The sequence below is a fragment of the Hyphomicrobium sp. genome (genome assembly GCF_035687085.1).
Taxonomy (GTDB): Bacteria; Pseudomonadota; Alphaproteobacteria; order Rhizobiales; family Hyphomicrobiaceae; genus Hyphomicrobium_B.
Genome location: NZ_DASRYS010000005.1, coordinates 167,495 through 185,061, shown reverse-complemented (window position 1 = coordinate 185,061; position 17,567 = coordinate 167,495). Strand labels below are relative to the sequence as shown.

The 17,567-nt window shown below is 60.4% G+C and carries 19 protein-coding genes; 18 read left to right on the top strand and 1 reads right to left on the bottom strand.

The annotated features are described in order from the left end of the window. Positions 1-56 precede the first annotated feature (56 nt). The 11 genes from VFG26_RS04310 (at position 57) to VFG26_RS04260 (ending at position 8,805) form a co-directional block, all read left to right on the top strand. Positions 57-2,489 carry a TonB-dependent receptor gene (locus tag VFG26_RS04310; RefSeq protein ID WP_325022595.1) on the top strand — a complete coding sequence of 811 codons (2,433 nt, stop codon included), beginning with the start codon at positions 57-59 and terminating at the stop codon, positions 2,487-2,489. 74 nt (positions 2,490-2,563) lie between these two features. After that, a complete protein-coding gene (locus tag VFG26_RS04305) occupies positions 2,564-3,247 on the top strand; it encodes a Fe2+-dependent dioxygenase (protein WP_325022593.1) in 684 nt (227 codons plus the stop codon). Beyond that, a complete protein-coding gene (locus tag VFG26_RS04300) occupies positions 3,244-4,041 on the top strand; it encodes a tetratricopeptide repeat protein (RefSeq protein WP_325022591.1) in 798 nt (265 codons plus the stop codon). The genes VFG26_RS04305 and VFG26_RS04300 overlap by 4 nt, the downstream gene beginning before the upstream one ends. Next, the gene (locus tag VFG26_RS04295) at positions 4,041-4,694 is read left to right on the top strand and encodes a PepSY-associated TM helix domain-containing protein (RefSeq protein ID WP_325022589.1); all 654 of its coding nucleotides are present in this window, start codon (positions 4,041-4,043) and stop codon (positions 4,692-4,694) included. The genes VFG26_RS04300 and VFG26_RS04295 overlap by 1 nt, the downstream gene beginning before the upstream one ends. An 11-nt stretch (positions 4,695-4,705) precedes the next feature. Next, on the top strand, positions 4,706-5,218 hold the full coding sequence (locus VFG26_RS04290) for a DUF2271 domain-containing protein (RefSeq protein ID WP_325022587.1): 513 nt from the start codon (positions 4,706-4,708) through the stop codon (positions 5,216-5,218). 29 nt (positions 5,219-5,247) lie between these two features. After that, on the top strand, positions 5,248-6,057 hold the full coding sequence (locus VFG26_RS04285; protein WP_325022585.1) for a DUF4198 domain-containing protein: 810 nt from the start codon (positions 5,248-5,250) through the stop codon (positions 6,055-6,057). Further along, positions 6,038-7,096: an FAD:protein FMN transferase gene (locus VFG26_RS04280; protein ID WP_325022583.1), complete on the top strand. Its 1,059-nt coding sequence runs from the start codon at positions 6,038-6,040 to the stop codon at positions 7,094-7,096. Before VFG26_RS04285 ends, VFG26_RS04280 begins: the two co-directional genes overlap by 20 nt. 162 nt (positions 7,097-7,258) lie before the next feature. Beyond that, positions 7,259-7,522, top strand: coding sequence for a PepSY domain-containing protein (locus VFG26_RS04275; protein ID WP_325022581.1), 264 nt, complete (start codon positions 7,259-7,261; stop codon positions 7,520-7,522). A 276-nt stretch (positions 7,523-7,798) separates the two neighbouring features. Continuing rightward, entirely contained in the window at positions 7,799-8,149 is a 351-nt protein-coding gene (locus tag VFG26_RS04270) for a four-helix bundle copper-binding protein (RefSeq protein ID WP_325022579.1), read from the top strand. 72 nt (positions 8,150-8,221) lie between these two features. Then, complete coding sequence (locus VFG26_RS04265) at positions 8,222-8,395, top strand: hypothetical protein (RefSeq protein WP_325022576.1); 174 nt, start codon at positions 8,222-8,224, stop codon at positions 8,393-8,395. Between the two features lie 122 nt (positions 8,396-8,517). Further along, entirely contained in the window at positions 8,518-8,805 is a 288-nt protein-coding gene (locus VFG26_RS04260) for a hypothetical protein (protein ID WP_325022574.1), read from the top strand. A gap of 12 nt (positions 8,806-8,817) precedes the next feature. Here VFG26_RS04260 and VFG26_RS04255 read toward each other — a convergent pair whose 3' ends face one another. Further along, entirely contained in the window at positions 8,818-9,138 is a 321-nt protein-coding gene (locus tag VFG26_RS04255; protein ID WP_325022571.1) for a hypothetical protein, read from the bottom strand. A 278-nt stretch (positions 9,139-9,416) separates the two neighbouring features. Here VFG26_RS04255 and VFG26_RS04250 point away from each other — a divergent pair, with 278 nt between their 5' ends. From VFG26_RS04250 to VFG26_RS04220, 7 genes are all read left to right on the top strand, one after another. Next, positions 9,417-9,629 (top strand): hypothetical protein, encoded by a 213-nt coding sequence (locus tag VFG26_RS04250; RefSeq protein ID WP_325022570.1) that lies wholly within the window; start codon positions 9,417-9,419, stop codon positions 9,627-9,629. Between the two features lie 21 nt (positions 9,630-9,650). Beyond that, the gene (locus tag VFG26_RS04245; RefSeq protein WP_325022568.1) at positions 9,651-9,839 is read left to right on the top strand and encodes a DUF3606 domain-containing protein; all 189 of its coding nucleotides are present in this window, start codon (positions 9,651-9,653) and stop codon (positions 9,837-9,839) included. Positions 9,840-10,575: 736 nt separating this feature from the next. Then, a complete protein-coding gene (locus VFG26_RS04240; protein ID WP_325022566.1) occupies positions 10,576-12,522 on the top strand; it encodes a methyl-accepting chemotaxis protein in 1,947 nt (648 codons plus the stop codon). Positions 12,523-12,525: 3 nt separating this feature from the next. Then, the gene (locus VFG26_RS04235; protein ID WP_325022564.1) at positions 12,526-13,956 is read left to right on the top strand and encodes a chemotaxis protein CheW; all 1,431 of its coding nucleotides are present in this window, start codon (positions 12,526-12,528) and stop codon (positions 13,954-13,956) included. Then, positions 13,953-15,059: a chemotaxis-specific protein-glutamate methyltransferase CheB gene (cheB, locus tag VFG26_RS04230; protein ID WP_325022562.1), complete on the top strand. Its 1,107-nt coding sequence runs from the start codon at positions 13,953-13,955 to the stop codon at positions 15,057-15,059. The genes VFG26_RS04235 and cheB overlap by 4 nt, the downstream gene beginning before the upstream one ends. Further along, positions 15,047-15,898 carry a CheR family methyltransferase gene (locus VFG26_RS04225; RefSeq protein WP_414653256.1) on the top strand — a complete coding sequence of 284 codons (852 nt, stop codon included), beginning with the start codon at positions 15,047-15,049 and terminating at the stop codon, positions 15,896-15,898. Before cheB ends, VFG26_RS04225 begins: the two co-directional genes overlap by 13 nt. Continuing rightward, complete coding sequence (locus VFG26_RS04220; RefSeq protein WP_325022558.1) at positions 15,895-17,526, top strand: chemotaxis protein CheA; 1,632 nt, start codon at positions 15,895-15,897, stop codon at positions 17,524-17,526. The genes VFG26_RS04225 and VFG26_RS04220 overlap by 4 nt, the downstream gene beginning before the upstream one ends. Positions 17,527-17,567 lie beyond the last annotated feature (41 nt).

Below are 17,567 nucleotides of genomic sequence, written 5' to 3'. Positions count from 1 at the left end.
AGCCAAGATTTCTGGGCGATCCCAGGGGATCGAATAGATTTGGGGGGCTTCTTAGAATGTTGGGGCATGAATCGGCGCAGGGCTGGAGCAGCGCGCTCGTAAAGTCAAAGACCGGAAAAGCAGAGCAGGCCGGCCTTGGCGCGTTGTCGCTGGGGATCGCATCCGCACTTCTTGCCGGTGGCGCGAGCGCGCAGACGGCGGAGCCGGCGGAAACCTCATTGCCCCCCGTCGAAGTCCTGTCAAAATCGCAAAAGCCGAAAAAGAAAAAGGTTGCTCAAAAGAAAGCACCTCCCTCTGAGACAGAGGGTCTGGTTGAGCCTTCAACGCCGCTACCGGCAACCAGCGCCGAGGGATCGGGCTCCAGCGTGACGCCGGCGAGCGGCAACACGCTCCAGTCCGGCACCGGCCTCAGCCGTCTTCCCGGCACCTATCAAGACACGCCGCAGATTGTGAATGTCGTGTCGCAACAGCAGATCCAAGAGCAAAACCTGACGACCATCGATCAGGCACTGCGGACCGTACCGGGCGTCACCGTATCGATTGGAGAAGGCAACGGCGGCTTTAACGGCGACCAATTCCGCATCCGCGGTTTCGACGCCAAGGGGGATCTCTATGTCGACGGCCTCCGCGACTTCGGCGTCTACGTGCGCGACAGCTTCGCCTTCGAGCAGGTCGACGTGCTGAAAGGGCCCTCATCCGAAAGCTTCGGCATGGGCACCACCGGCGGTGCGATCAACCTCCGCCAGAAGAACGCTCATCTGGGCGACGCGAGCAGCGCGGAAATCACGGTCGGTTCGGATTCGCTCTTCCGCTCTGTCGTCGATGTGAACAAGCAAATTAACGCGACGACAGCCGCGCGTGCCGTTGGCATGTACCACGATCAGGACGTTGCCGATCGCGACCACGTCTATTCCGATCGTTGGGGCTTCCTCGGCTCGATCGGCTTTGGCCTTGGGACGGACACGGAGTTGCACGTCAACTATCTCCACCAGGAAAACGATCGCCGGCCGGACTTCGGCGTGCCATTCCTGCGCGCGCCTGGGAGCACGGTTGGACTTCCCGCGACCGAATTCGGCGTCCCGAGATCCAACTACTATGGCAAGGACACCGATCGCGACGAGACCACGGTCGACATGCTGACGGCACGTTTGACGAAAAGGATCAATCCGTGGCTGACGATCAGCAACGATACGCGCCTGGAATTCTTCGATCGCGATATCACCACAACGCCCGCGACGTGCGCCGAGGCAACGTGCAATGATCCGTTCTTCTCAACGGGTGACGCACCATATGCATTCGGTGCCGGCGGCGGCGCCTCCTACAATCAGGAAAGCTGGGGCATTCAGAACATCACGACGGCAACCGCTAAGCTGAACTTGGGCGGCTTCCGCCACGAGGCTGTGGCGGGCATCGACGTGTTCTATCAGGCAGACGACCGCATAGCGAAGCGTTACGTTGATCCTGTTACGGGCCTGCCCGCGACGAAGATCCCCGGGACCATCCAGAATCCCAACTACGACAGCGACAACTACGTCATCGTGCCCAATCCGCTCAACAAGAAGTCGGCAGATGCCACGAACTACGCCTTCTTCGCGAGCGACCGCATGTGGCTGACGCCCGAGTTCTCGCTGCTCGGCGGTATTCGTTGGGACAGCTATCACGCCAACTACACCAATACGGATACGACGACGGGCGCCTGGAACCCGGAGCTGAGTTCAGACACCAACTTCTGGAGCCCGAAGCTGAGCGCGATCTGGGAACCGACCAAAGAGCAGACCTACTACGTGTCCTGGGCGACATCTGCTTCACCCGCTGGCCAGTTCATCACTCAGGGCGTCAACCCCATTGGTACGAACCCCGGTCAGGATACCCTCGAGCCGGAAGAGAACGAATCATATGAGGTCGGCGCCAAGTGGTCGCTTTTGAACGGCAGACTGGGCCTCACGGCCGCCGCGTTCCGCGTCGACAAAGCCAATGCCTACTACTCCGAGCCCGACGGCAGCATCGTTCAATCGGGCGAAGAGCAGCGCGTTCAGGGCGTCGAGATCGGCATGAACGGCATGATCACCGACAAGTGGATGGTTGCGGCGGCCTACACGCACATGGCATCCGAGATAAGATCCGCGGCAGATTCAACTATCGTCGGCAATGAAGTTCCGGGCGTTCCGGCGAACGCCGCATCCTTCTGGACAACGTATGACGTGGCTTCGCTGATAAACGTGCCAGGCAAGCTCCTTGTCGGCGGTGGCGTCACCTACGCGCAAGACATGTTCATCCGCAATGACGAGACGAACAAGATCCCGCAAACACTGGTCTTCGACGGCCTGATCTCCTACGAGATCGACCGCTATCGCTTTGCGCTCAACGGCTACAATCTGACGGATGAGCTCTATTACGACAGCTTCTTCCAGGGCTCGAACGCGTCCTCATCACGCGCAACGCCAGGCGCCGGCAGATCAGTCACGTTCACCGCAGGCGTGAAGTTCTGATCGTCGATTGACCATCCAAGTCACATGGAGGGCGCACCTTGCGCCCTCCATGTGGTGTTACGGAGTAAGAAGGAATGCTCGTCCGCATCTCGGGAGTGCTTACGCCCGAAGAAATTTCTCAAAGTCGCAAAATTCTCGAAGAGGCCAGTTGGGTCGACGGCAAGGTAACTGCCGGAGAGCAGGCAGGAAAAGCCAAGCATAACCTTCAAATTCCGGAGGACTCGCCGGCTGCCCGCGAAGTAGGGGAAATCGTGCTCCGCGCCCTGGCAAGGAACCCGACGTTCACGGCCGCCGCGCTGCCGTTTCGTGTCTTGCCGCCTATGTTCAATCGCTACGACACCGGCATGTCTTTCGACGCTCATGTCGATGGCGCCATTCGCGGTATTCCCGGAACCGGTGCGAGAATGCGCGCCGACGTGTCCTCGACACTCTTTCTGTCGCAACCCGAAGAGTATGACGGCGGCGAACTATTGATCGAAGACACCTACGGCCGCCATTCGATCAAGCTGCCCGCCGGAGACATGGTCGTCTATCCATCGACCAGCCTCCACAGCGTTACGAAAATCACGCGCGGCAGCCGCTGGGCCTCGTTCTTCTGGACCCAGTCGATGGTCAAAGACGACGGCAAGCGCACGATGCTTTTCGAACTCGACAAAGCCATCATGGAAATTCGCCAATCGCTGCCGGACAACAATCGGGCCGTCGTCGCGCTTACCAGTCATTATCACAATCTTTTGCGACGCTGGGGCGAGCTTTGAGTTTCGACGAATATCTCGACGAAGCCGACTTCGAGCAGGCGCCCGAAACGTGGCGAACGTCGCGTAGCGTCCCCGTACACGTAAGTGCCGAATATTACCTCCGCCAACGGGTGAAGAACCCGCTCGAAGCTGCACGCCTCGCGCGCGAAGGAGCCCTCAAAGGGTCAGTCGAAAGCCAATGCGCCTGGGGCCATATGCTGCTCACCGGCCACGGCACGGAGCGCGATCCCGAAGCCGCATTCCGCTGGTTCCAGATCGCGGCGCGAGAAGGCGACGCGGCTGCGCTCAACATGCTCGGCCGCTGCTACGAGCGCGGCTGGGGCGTCACTCTGGACTTCGTAGAAGCAGCACGTTGCTATCAACGCGCGGCCGATAAATCGGATCATTGGGCGCAGTTCAATCTCGCGTGCCTGCTCGTAAGCGGAGCAGGTGTGGCCCGCGACTACAGCGCCGCTCTCACGCTGCTGCTGAATTCCGCGCGGGCGGGCAATGCAAAAGCCATGAACATGCTGGGCCGCTTTCGTGAAGAAGGTTGGGGCGGCGTCGAAGCAAAACCTCACTCAGCAATGCAGTGGTATTACCGCGCTGCGAATCGCGGCTGCTTCCGCGGGCAATTTCACTTTAGCCGCTATCTCTGCCGCGAAGGCCGTATCGGTGAGGCCGTCCTATGGCTGACTAAATCTCTCGCCGCCGCGCCGGACGATTTCGTTCGTGAAGCGGTGGAGATGCTTCGCAACTCAACAATCACCGAGATCCGGCAAGCGGCGCTCACTTTCGAAAAAGGTAGAACGTAATGGCCGCGAGCGACAAGCTGACGCCAGCCCAACGGATCGCGCGCTCCAACAGACGCGCCGAATGGATGCGGCAGATCAAGCAGTGGCACTGGATCAGCGGCGCCATCAGCCTGACCGGAATGCTGTTGTTCGCATTGACGGGCCTCACGCTCAATCACGCGGCGTTGATTTCCTCGAAGGCGGCTGTCACGCGTAATGAGGGAACGGTTCCTCCCAGCATTCTCGAATATCTGAAGGCCGATCCAGCCGACAAGAAAGCGCCGCTACCCGCGGAAGTTAGCGTTTGGGCAAAGGCAAACATGGGCATTGCTCTCGCCGGTCGGAGCGCCGAGTGGTCGAGCGATGAAGTCTACGTTTCGCTCCCGCGCCCAGGCCGCGACGGGTGGCTCAGCATCGACCGCACGACCGGCGCCGCGAGCTCCGAACTGACCGATCGCGGCTGGATCTCGTACTTCAACGATCTCCACAAGGGCCGCACCGCCGGCGCGATGTGGAGCCTTTTCATCGACGTATTCGCCGTCGCCTGCATCGTGTTTTCGATCACAGGCCTCATTCTCTTGCAGCTCTTCGCAAAGAGCCGGCCGTCGACATGGCCATTGGTCGGCTTCGGCATCGCCGTACCGCTGGCCATCGCAATCTTCCTGATCCACTGAAGAGGAACGCCATGAGAATTTGGGTTACATTGGGAGCGACGGGGCTTCTTGCGGGTCCGGCACTCGGCGCAGATCTGCAAGTGCAGGTCGAAATCCCGAAGCTCGACGTGGCTGAATACCATCGCCCCTACGTCGCGGTCTGGATCGAACGGCCTGATCACTCGGTCGCGGCAAATCTCGCTGTCTGGTACGAAATCAACAACAACAAGAACGAAGGCGAGAAGTGGCTCGCCGATTTGCGTCAATGGTGGCGGCGCGCAGGCCGCGATCTGACGGTTCCAATCGACGGCGTCACGGGCGCGACGCGCCCTGTGGGGACGCACACGCTAGAATTCGCGAGCGATAATGCGTTGCTCAAGGACTTGGCCCCCGGCCAATACGAACTCGTGGTGGAAGCCGCACGCGAGGTCGGCGGGCGCGAGGTTCTCCGCATTCCCTTCCAGTGGCCGCTAGATCAATCCACCAAGCTCGAGGCAAAAGGCGAGAGCGAACTCGGTGCGGTCTCAGTCGCGATCAAAGACTAGTTTCACCTCAAAAATTACGGAGTATCTCCATGAAGCCGCTGCTCAAGTGGTCCACGCTTGCCCTCGCGCTCGCGCTACCTGTCTCCGCGCATGCCCATCGCGCATGGCTTCTGCCGTCTGCCACCGTGTTGTCCGGCAACGATGCGTGGGTGTCCGTTGACGCCGCAGTCTCGAACGGCCTCTTCAATTTCGAGCACCAGCCGCTGCGTCTCGACAATCTTGTCGTGACGGCACCGGACGGCAGCACGGTCAATCCCCAGAACCCATCTACGGGAAAATACCGCAGCACGTTCGATGTCCATCTCGCTAACCCCGGCACCTATAAGCTGGCAGTCGTGTCTGACGGCGTCTCCGCCAGCTACAAGGACAAGGGTGAAAGGAAGCGCTGGCGCGGCAAGGCCGAAAACCTCGCAAGCGAAATTCCAGCGGGAGCCGAAGACCTGAAGGTCACGCAAAACCTTCGCCGCCTCGAGACGTTTGTGACGGCTGGTAAGCCCAACGACGTTGCGCTGAAGCCTTCAGGCCAGGGCCTTGAACTTATCCCGGTCACGCATCCCAACGATCTCTTCGCAAAATCGACGGCCACCTTCATCCTTCATATCGATGGTACACCGGCCGCTGATCTGAAGGTCGCCATCGCGCGCGGCGGCGAGCGCTATCGGACGAAGCCCGAAGAACAGACGGCCACCACGGACAAGGACGGCAAATTCGCGGTGACGTGGGCTGAACCCGGCATGTACTGGATCGAAGCCGAGGCGACAGACGGCAAGGCGACCGTCAAGGAAGCAAAAGAACGCCGCCTCACCTACGCGGCGACGTTTGAAGTTCTTCCAGAATAACATCGGCAGCGCCGTCAACGAGATGCGTACGGTTCTCGTACCTCACCAAATCACTGTGCCGCCGGATGACGACAGGCGGCACAGTGGAACCATGACGGTCCTCCATGGCAAGACCATGGGAACGACATGGACCGCGAAGCTCGTGCTGCCTGATGGCGCAATTGCCGATGAAATAGAGCAGCGCATTCTGACCAGCCTCGACTCGGTGAATGCCGAAATGAGTACCTGGCTGCCTTCATCTGACATCAGTGTTTTCAACCGGGCGCCTGCGGGACACTGGCAGAACCTTCCCGATGACTTCTTTTATGTTCTGCAGAACGCAATCGAAATTGCGACCGACACCGGCGGCGCATTCGACCCGACCGTTGGCCATCTGATCAACGCATGGGGCTTCGGTCCCGTGACAAATGCCTATCAGGTTCCTCCCGCCAAGGTCGTGGCCGAGGCCCGATCCGCGATCGGTTGGCGGCGCGTGCTACTCGATCTCGGAAACCGCCGCGTGCACCAGCCCGGTGGCACCTATCTGGATTTTTCGGCGATTGCGAAAGGATTTGCGGTCGATAAAATCGCCGAAGATTTACTGAGCCAAGGCATCCGCAATTTTCTTATCGAGATCGGCGGCGAACTGCGCGGCGAAGGCTTCAAAGAAGGCGTCCAGCCTTGGTGGGTTGCGCTGGAATCGCCTGATGCCGATGGCCGGCCGGGACCTCAATCATCCGATGAGTTCATGATCGCTTTGCACGGCCTCTCCGTTGCAACTTCGGGAGACTATCGCCGCTGGATCGAGGCCGACGGCAAGATCTTCGCTCACACATTTGATCCGCGCACCGGACTGCCGCTTACCAACCGCCTCGCATCAGTCAGCGTCGTAACGCAGTCCTGTATGCAGGCGGACGCACTCGCCACCGCACTGATGGTGCTCGGTCCCGTCGACGGCCTTGCATATGCGGAACGCAGCGAAATTGCAGCTTTGTTCGTCATTCGCGACGGCGTGCAATTGCGCCGGATCATGTCGCCCGCCATGGCGGCCATGGCCTGACCTTGCACTCTCGGGCTTCATCGCTCCGCGATTGACCACAGCAATTCCGCGCATCATCGCAGCGCAACAAGTGCACAAATAGCTGGCCGAAGCGGCACCCGGAACTTATCATCCGGCAAGGATGTTCATTCTGATCCTTTTGTGTCCCCGGAGACCGACCCCATGAAAAGAACAATATCTCTCATTTTGGCAGCATTTCTCGCAACGGGCGGCATCGCCTTGGCTGGCGACGACGTTCCGGGTGCGGATTGGATGCCCAAAGAAGAGGTCATCAAGAAAGTTGAAGCGGCCGGCTATAGCAACGTGACTGGCGTCCACGCCGATGACGGCTACTGGGAAGGCAAAGGCGTGAAGAATGGGAAGATCATGGAATTCCATGTCGACCCGCGGAGCGGCGCCATCACCAAGGAAGAAATCGAGGACTAAAAATCTTTGGTGGGAGGATCGAGGAGATCAGTCTCGCCATTGAAAGCTTCGAATAAGTCGGCGAATGGCTCACTGTCATCAAGAAGTGGGCCATTTCTACGTTAAGCTGACGTCTCAGCCCGAGAGCCTTAGCGCAGCTGCGCGAACCCGCAATCCATCTGAACTTTGCTAGCGTTCCACCCACCGGCTTTGACCCCTTCATCAGCAGAGCACTCGCAACCCCTCCCTCTCTATGCGGTTACCCAACCAAACCTACCGCAACGGAGGAAGATAGAGATGCGAAAGCTGAGCGCCGAAATGCAGGAATGTGCCGAGCGTTGCCAGACGTGCGCCACGACATGTTTCAACATGGCCATGAACCATTGCCTCGAGGCAGGCGGGAAGCACACGGAGCCCGATCATTTCCGCCTGATGATGGCGTGCGCGGAAATCTGCAAAGCGTCCGCCGCCGTGCTTCTGACGGGCATCCGAGAACACGTCTACGTCTGCCGGGCATGTGCTGAAATTTGCCGGGCCTGCGCCACGAGCTGCGAAAAAGTCGGCGATATGCAGGAGTGCGTAGACGCCTGCCGTGCCTGCGCTGAAACTTGCGACAAGATGAGCGCAAACTTGCAAAAAGCGGCCTAGCCCGCAGCGAAGGAATAGGAACTTAACGCCATCGAAATTCGTTACGACGCCGACTTTGGCGAGGGTGAGCGAATGAAATCGTTAGTGGCAGGGCTTTCGTTACTGATCTTTTCCTTCATGGCGTTGAGCGCCTATTCACTGACAGAGCTGGAATTGGCGGCGCGCAATCCGATTACCGCTTCGGTAACCGCCGACGCGGCCATGACACCGGACTCTGGCACATCCGGCGTTGGCTACGCGCCCTGAGCCTCAGCCTTGCGCCATCGGATGATTTAGATCACCGGCGGTAGACTGGCGTCATCGCTGGCTACCGCCGGAACCAATCCCTTCCCGTCCGCGTCTGCAGTATCAAGCCGGTGGAGGCAGTGATGAGTGAGAGTACCAGTCGTCCGACGCGCGGCGACATCGCGTGGCTTGAGTATTGCTGCGAAGAAGCGCTCGACGCCTATACCCTTGAAGATGCGTTAATGTGGCAGAACGAAATCGTGCGCGAGCTGACACGCCGCGTAACGTTTGTCGCTGAATCGGATTGGCCCACGGATATCAAAACACGGACGATGTTCGATTTGATGCACCGCCGCGCGATACACAACGCCTGCATTCATCATGCAAAAGCTGCCATTCGCCGGAATGAAAGCGTCGTGTGGAAGGCTTGAAGCCATCCCGCGTCAAGCGTTGAATTGCGGTCTAAGCGATACCTGCGCATAGCCGACGGTATTCCCCGCCCGCATCTTGCGAACCCCAAGGGTCGCCGCCGCATCGTCGAACTTCTCCAGGAAATCCTCGACCGGAAGCGGCGTCACTTCCCTGCGCCGGCACCACAGCGAATAGTCGGCCCAGAGCACATTGGGCGTAAGCCAACTTTGAGGATCAGGGCGAAGCCGCTCGAGAGCGAAGATTCCCACCCGCCACGATATGTCGTCCGTATCGCCATCCGTCTCTGATCGGGTTGTGCGCGCGGTTACCCGCTGCAGTGCTTGCCGGAGCATCTAGGGCCCTCCTTCTTTTCCGGTACTCTGCTTCCTGCAGGAACCGGTCTGCAAAAGGGCACGATGCCGTTCCGCCGGTTTTTGACGTGGATCACACGTTAATAACGGCCACCCCGCAGCTCCCCTTGTGGATAAACAGCCCTCGATTTGCGGCGTCGAGTCCGCCCGGCCGCATGCAACCCGTTCCACTGTCTTAAAAAAAATATGGAACCGGGATTCAGCATCTACGTTCTTCAACAGGGGCTCTGGGGGCAGGAGCTCACCGCTGAGGGACGCCGATGAAAACACATGGATACACGGCTGAGGAACTTGCCGGCTTTTACGCCGTGCTGGACCGCGCAGTTTGCGAAGCCGCCGAGTGTGAGTTGAAGATCTCTATCCCCACAATGGTCCGCCGGCTGTTTGCTGCCGTCGATACCGGCGAACGCGATCCGGACCGGCTTGCCGACATCCTGATAGGCCGCACGCCCCGGCAAGCACAGGCGGCTTAACAAAAAAGAATAGGTGCTGAGATGGCCGATAACAAAGCAAAGAAAGGCAAACAGGACCGTACGCGTATTGCCATGAACGAACCCTACGAAGTTCAGTACTGGAAGAAAAAGTTCGGCGTGACCGGGCAAGGTTTGGCAGGAGCAATCCGCGCCGTTGGATCCAATAACGTCGAGAAGGTTGGAGCCTACCTCAAGGCAAAGCGGAAGTAGCGCAAGGCCAACAGCTTCTTCGCCACCTCTCAGCCGCCGCCTGACCAAGATCCTGGCGGCCAGCGGACCAAAAATTAAGAGCCCCGGATGGATCCGAGGCTCCTCACACGCGGGGTCTCCTCCGGTGCGATACGGCGTTTCGCCCAGAGGGCTCCGCCGTTTATTTGTCCTCGCGCGGCATTGAGGACATTGCGTGATGTTGCTCTTCTCTCACGTACGCATGCATTACGCCGCGCCGAAGCAAGCGTTCCCGAGGGCCGCAGAACTAGCCGTGCAGTGCAGCACGCACCAAAAAAGAGAGCCCCGGCCGAAAACGGGCGGGGCTCCGCTGAATTTCTTCAGCTCGCCGGTCCCGTCTGCAAGCTCTACGAGACCGCTGGCTAAGATACCGGAAAGCAGGGCGCAGGTTTCAATTCTTAACGACGTTATTTGTCGCTAAAACTTTTTCTCAATTTGAATGGAACGATATCGCCCTGCCGCGCATTAACACATCTCGGCGAGCGGCGGGGCTCGCCGGCCCTGTGCCGGCCTTCGCAACCTGACGCTGCTCAGATTACCGTCGTTATGCGGCGGTATCTGGCAGGCGCCGCATCCGTTGGCAATTCTCCAACGGTTTCGCCCTATGCTCGGTAACCAAACTCTCGGCACGCTGGGTCCTGCCCGATGTGCCGACTGCGCAGAAATGCTAATTTGCTGCGCTTACGACTAATCAGGCGAATAGCCTCCCGGGGGTTCAATGGCGTTGGTTAAAACTTCGGCTCTCTCTTCGAAGCAGGCTGCTCCCGCAGCCAAACCGGAAGAGCCGGCTTCGGGTTCCACCTATCGGCAGCGCATGGAAACCGCCGACCGGCGTGCGCGTGCCAGGACGCGCGCGCGGCATGAGCAAGCGGCCGAACGCATAGGAACCGCGACGGAGGAACTTGCAGCCGGGATCACCGAAGCGGCCGCCGCAGCTGAAGAACTCCGGCGCTCGCTCGAGCAGATTGCCGCCGCGGCGGAGCAGGCCGCGGGCGCATCGCAGGAATCGAACGCTGCGGTGAACAGTCTGAGTGCGATTTTTACGCAAGCGCGGGCCCGCGCCGACAAATCGAGCAGCAAGGCCGAAGCGCTGCAAGCTCTGCTGACGGAATCTGGCGCCCAGATCGAGCAGCTGGTTGAGGCGGTGCAGGAGAATTCCGATCGCCAGCTCCGCTCGGTCGACGTCGTCGCCACACTTGAAACGCAGGCGGCAAACATTGGAGAGATCACCCGCACGGTCGCGGACGTCTCCGATCAGACCAACCTTCTGGCACTGAACGCAGCAATCGAAGCAGCACGAGCCGGTGATCACGGCCGCGGCTTTTCGGTAGTTGCCGACGAAGTCCGCGCTTTCGCCGAATCCTCCGAGAAACATGCCCGCGACGTGCAGGAACTGGCCGAATCCATTTCCTCACAAGTGCGAACCGTCGTCGCCCGCATCAAAGCCGGAGCGGAAAAAGCGCAGCTGGATTCCCAGGCCGGCCGCGACGTCATTGGCGCGCTTAACGTCATTCGCCAGGATATCCAGGCTTTCGTTGACGGCAGCCGCTCGATCTTGGGCGCAACCGAACTGGCGGAGGCCGCCGCGATAGAAGCTCAGCGCGGCGCCGAATCCGTCTCGAGCGCTGCTGAGGAGCAGGCTGCCGCAACTGCCCAGGCACAGCGTGCGATCGAACAGCAGACCAAGGCGCTGGACCAAAGTCAGGCGACGGCGCACGACCTGGCCCGCCTCGCGGATGGTCTGCGCAATGCAACGGGGGGAGCCGCAACAAGCGCCGAACAGCTCGCAGCGGCCGCCGAGGAATTGTCCGCAACCGTGCAGGAGCTGTCCGCGGCCGCCGGCGAAATTCTCGTGGCGACCGATCAGATCAGCCTTGGCGCGCAAGCTCAGGCCGCTGCTGCTCAGCAATCGAGCGCCGCGATGAACCAGATCGAAAGCAGCGCCGCGGCGCTCCGGAAATCGGCGTCCGACGCGTCTGACCAGGCCGCGGCCTTGGCGCCAATCGTCAAGGCCAATCGCGAAGCCGTCGTTGCGCTGAGCCAGGGAATATCGGCAGCTCTCGATGAAACGCTCGAAGTCGGCAAGGTACTGAGCGCGCTCGAGGTCTCCGGCCGCCGGATCGAGAAGATCGTCGATGCCATCACGCTCGTTGCCGTCCAAACGAACATGCTGGCGGTCAGCGGCTCGGTGGAAGCTGCAAGAGCCAAGGAATATGGCCGCGGCTTCGCCGTCGTCTCATCCGATATCCGCAACTTGTCGCGTCAATCAGCCGACAGCGCCGCCCGCGCGAAGGACGTTGCCGTCGCCATCCAAAGCCAGATATCGGCCGTTCGCCGCGATCTGGAACAGATGTCGGCCGCATCGCAAGCCGCGATCCGGAAGAACAGGACCGTGCTGGACCGGCTTGCGCTCGTCGAGTCCGACCTCGCAGATCTCGGCGAGGGATCGCTCGAACTCCTCACCGCGTCGGAAGCCATCCTCAATTCGGCAAAGCAGGTATCGGCCGGTACGCAACAGATCGCGGCCGCCAGTGAGGAAGCAGGCAATTCCGCTACCCAATCCGCTGCTGCTGCGCGCCAGCAAGCCAAGGGCGCGGAGGAACTTGCCGCCGCCATCGAAGAGATCGCTGCACTCGCGGACGAGCTCGAAGGCGTGAAATCCTGATCGATGAGCGAGACATCCGACCACGAGCACGGCGATGCAAACGTCCTTGTTTTCGAAGCAGCGGGCGAACGCTTCGCCTTGCCCCTTAACAGCATCGTCGAAATCGTCCGCCCAGGTGCCATAACCCGCGTTCCGCACAGCCCTCCTGAGTTGCTGGGCGTTGCAAACTTTCGCGGCACCGTCGCGCCTGTGGTGTCCGCCAACGTTTTGCTCGGCAAGGAGCGGTCAGCAACGTCTGCCGCCTCCAGGATCATCATGATCCGGCGCAAGTCCATGGTCGGACTGCTGGTCGACAAAGTTGCAACGGCATCGAGGTCGTCAGACGTCAGCTTGCTGGATGTCGATGCCCTGCTCGCCGCAAATTTCCAGCTTCACGCGCCGCGCGACCGCCAGTTCGTGGCGCGGGGCACGTCTCCCGCCCAGGCCGAAGATGAGGCTCAGAACGAACTGGTGTTCGTTTCCTTCACGATCGCCCGGCAGGAATTTGCCCTCGGCATCGACCGGATAGCAGGAGTGACTCTGCTACCCTCAGCCATCGCGCGCTTGCCGCGTACGGATCAGGCCATGCTGGGCGCCGCCGAAGTCGATGGCGCCCTCGTGCCACTCGTGTCACTGCACTTTCTTCTTGGCTTTCCACCGTCCGAACTCGATCAGAAGACGTCCCGCGTCATCCTAGTTCAGTTGGGCGAAGCGCTCGTAGGCGTCGTCGTTGATGGCGTGAGAGAGATCGTGCGCATTGCGCCCGATGCGCTCGACCCCGTGCCTCCTGTCCTCACGCGTGCTAAGGGCGAGGCGCAAATCGAGGCGATCTGCCGATTGGGTAGAGGACGCAGGCTGATTTCCATTCTAAATCCGGCAAAGCTTTTTGATTCTGAGACCGTAGACCGGGTACTGGCCGCCGCCGAACGAGGATCCACGCCCATGAAGAGCGGCGAAGAGAAACTGGCTGTAGGCGAACAGTTCGTCGTTTTTCAGCTTAGCGACGAGTACTACGGGTTGCCCATCGAAGCGGTAGACGAGGTCGTCCGCTGCCCGGAGAATCTGACACGCGTTCCCGTCGCGCCGCCCTTTGTCAAAGGGCTGATGAACTTGCGCGGCAAAGCCGTACCGGTGATTGACCAACGCCAACGCTTCGCAGTGGAAACGTCTTCCCAAAACGGAAGCTACCGCCGCGTCATTGTGGTGACTGTCGATGGTCTGAAAGCCGGATTCCTCGTCGACAAGGTCTCGGAAGTGCTGACGGTACCCGCCGATGAACTGGAACCGGCCCCGGAGCTTGCGACGCAGACCGGCAACGCCATCGACCGGGTGGCGATGATCGAGCGCGAAGGACACATGATCCTTCTCGTTGATCCCAAAGCGTTGCTCGACCGGGCGGAGCGCGAGTTCTTGGAAAGCATCACCAATGTTTCCGAGGCCGCGCCCAACCAGTGATCAAAGTTCTGGTCGTCGACGACTCGGCGCTCATGCGCCGCCTGCTCGGCAATATTTTCGAAGCAGAAGAAGGTTTTCAAGTTGCCTTCGCGCGTGACGGCGTCGAGGGCCTCGCGATGGTGCACGAATTTCGCCCTGACGTGGTGACGCTCGATGTGCACATGCCCAACATGGATGGCCTGACGTGCCTCGACCGCATCATGTTGGAACGGCCCACACGCGTTATCATGGTCTCTTCGCTGACGGGCAACGGCGCAGACAAAACCTTCGAAGCCATGAATTTGGGCGCCGTGGACTTTGTCACCAAACCGGAAGGCGCGATTTCGCTCGCGATCGGCGAATTGCGAGACGTTCTGCTCGAAAAGGTGCGCTCAGCAGTCAAAACACGCCTTCGCGCGAGCCACCGTTTGACAGAGCGCGTTCGTCTCCGGGCCGCAGCTCTCGCTGCGAAACAGCCGGCCCCGCCCGTACCCTCCATCGAAAGGCCGCAGCCCAAGCCCGCTAAGCCATTCAAGACCGCTGGTCCTCAAACGGAATGCGTCGTCGTCGTCGGAGCTTCAACGGGAGGCCCTCCCGCGCTCGACGTACTGCTATCGGCGCTTCCCGCAAACTTTCCCTGGCCGGTCCTTATCGCGCAGCATATGCCGGCAACTTTCACCGGCCCACTTGCCCGCCGCCTTGATCGTCTGTGTGCGTTACATGTGCAGGAGGTGGCGAGCGCGCTGCCGCTTGAACCGGGCAATGTGTATATCGGACGAGGCGACGCTGATATCGTGATGATGGCGCGCGGAGAGTCCCTGTACGTAACCTCCGCACCGCCCCTTCCGGAACACCGCTGGCACCCGAGCGTTGATCGCCTTGTGGAGACGACTGTCCACCTCATCGGGGCAGAACGAACGATAGGCGTTTTGATGACGGGTATGGGGGATGACGGCGCAGCGGCCATGGCGCAACTCCGAGCCGAAGGCGGCCGCACGATTGCTGAATCCGAAGAAACCGCAGTCGTCTGGGGAATGCCCGGCGAATTGGTCAAGCGCGGCGGCGCGGCCGTCGTGACCCCGCTCGACAAGATCGCAGCCCATTTGAAGGAATGGGCGGCATGAGCGGAGCTTCCATTCCGGCGCTGAGCCCGGACGACCTCAACAGGCTATGCCAGTTCGTCTATAAGCGCAGCGGCCTCATATATGGCGAAAGCAAGCGATTTTACATCGAACGCAGGTTGGCCGACCGCATGAGCAGCGTCGGCCTGAAAACGTTTGGCGAATACTTCAACCTGCTCCTCAATGGAGGCGCCGAGGCCGAACAGCTCATCAATTCTTTCACGGTCAATGAGACCTATTTCTATAGGGAAGAAAACCAGCTTCGCTGTCTCAGCAAAGCCCTGCTTCCCGAAATCGTTCAAACGCGCGGACCCGGTGACCTCGTTCGCATCTGGTCGATGCCCTGCTCAACCGGTGAAGAACCCTATTCGATCGCCATTTGGCTCCTTGAGAACTGGCGCCTCGTCGATGCTTACAATATCGAAATCGTCGGCTCCGATATCGATACCCGAGCGCTGGCGGAAGCGGCAGTCGGGATCTACAGCGAGCGCGCCCTGGCACGTTTGCCGAAAGAGTTGGTTCAGCGTTATTTCCAGGCCATCGCACCCGGAACGGACCAGATCATCCAGGACCTGCGCGAGTCGGTGAAATTTACAGAGACGAACCTCGTCGACGCCGGATCGATGCGAATGCAGGGAAAATTCGACGTTATCTTCTGTCGCAACGTGCTCATCTATTTCGATGATGCCGCGCGCCGCGCCGCTGTCGAAAACATCTATGAAGCCACCAATCCCGGCGGTTTCATATGCCTCGGGCACAGCGAATCGATGGCCCGTATTTCCGATCGCTTCCGAACTCGGCGATTTGAAGACGCCATCGTTTATCAGCGGGCGCCCAAATGATGGATGAGGAGCTACTCGAACAATTTTTGATCGAAGGGCGCGAACTCGTTGCGCAAGCGTCCGATGATTTGCTGGCGCTCGAGCGGTCGCCTTCCGACGCGGCACGCCTGGACAGCCTCTTTCGCGCCGTCCACACCCTTAAAGGTTCGGTCGCGCTTTTTGACCTCGAGCCCATGAGCGCCGTCCTTCACGCCGCTGAGGATCTTCTGGGGTCCTTCAGATCAAAACAAACGCAGATCGACCGCGCCGCCATCGACGCGTTGCTGGGATGCATCGATGCAAGCGGACGCTGGATCGAAGCAATCGCGCAAACCGGACAGCTTCCACCCAGTGCAGAGCGCGAGGGACGCAGTCTGAGCCGCATGTTGTCGGCCGATTTTGCGGGCGCCGGCGAGCCGGATGAAGGAGCGCCAACGGCTCCTGATGAAGCGCCGGTAGCCGCCAGCGCGAGCGCTGAGAGCGGCGCTAGAACCGTCAGAGTGGATGCCGCCCGCATCGATGCCCTGGTTGACCTTGTCGGCGAACTCATCGTTGCCAAAAACAGCTTGGCGCACCTGGCCGCCCAAGCCAGCGATGCAGAATCCCCGTTCGCGGGCGCGCTTGCGGCGAACGCCTCGGGCGTCGAGCGCCTGGCAAATGACATCAACAGGGCAGTCATGGCGCTTCGCATGACACCCCTTTCGCGCATTTTCGGGCGCTTTCCCCGGTGGATGCGGGACACTGCTTCGAAGCTCGACAAGCCGATCGATTTTCAAATTCGTGACGGCGGCGTCGAAGCCGACAAGTCGATTGTCGACGGCCTTTTCGAACCGCTGCTGCATATCCTGCGCAACGCTGTGGACCACGGTATCGAGCCCGCTCAAATCCGCAGGCAATCGGGGAAGCCGCTGAGCGGGCGCATTACGCTGGAAGCGCGCCCGGAGGGCGATCAGATCGTGATTTCCGTTTCCGACGATGGGGCGGGCCTCGATCCCTCGCGCTTGCGCGCGGCAGCGAAGCGTAAAAACCTCCTGAGCCCCGCAATCATTGACAGCCTCGATGACGCTGCAGCGGCTGAACTCATCTTCCTCCCCGGCTTCTCGTCGTCAGAGACCGTGACGGACATGTCCGGCCGCGGCGTCGGAATGGATGCGGTGAGGACGGCCATTGCCGGCCTCGGCGGGCGCGTCTCGGTTACGAGCACCTTGGGCGCGGGCACGACCGTTCAGATGCTGCTGCCGCAGGCGGTACTTTCCACCACCGTCATCCTCACCCAAGCAGGAGAGGAGCTTTTTGGTGTGCCGATCGGTGTCATTGCCGAGACGGCCCGCATTGCCCGTGAGGGGATCGTGCCGATTAGGGATGGGCAGGCATTCGTGCTCCGCGACCGCACCTTGCCTCTTCTCGCGCTCTCGGACCTGTTGCGGCTGCCCCAATCCGGCCGAACAGGGGCCGAAGCACGGATCCTCGTAGTGAGTGCAGGAGACCAGCGCGTCGGCATCGAAGTCGATGCATTTGGCGAACGCCTGGACATTGTGCTCCGCCCTCTGACGGGCTTGCTATCGGGTACGCCCGGGATCATGGGCACTGCGCTGCTTGGCGACGGCAGGGTACTCCTCGTCCTCGACCTTCCAGCGCTCATTGGATAGGCAATCACTCTATGGACCCCCAATAACGAGATGCCTTAGCC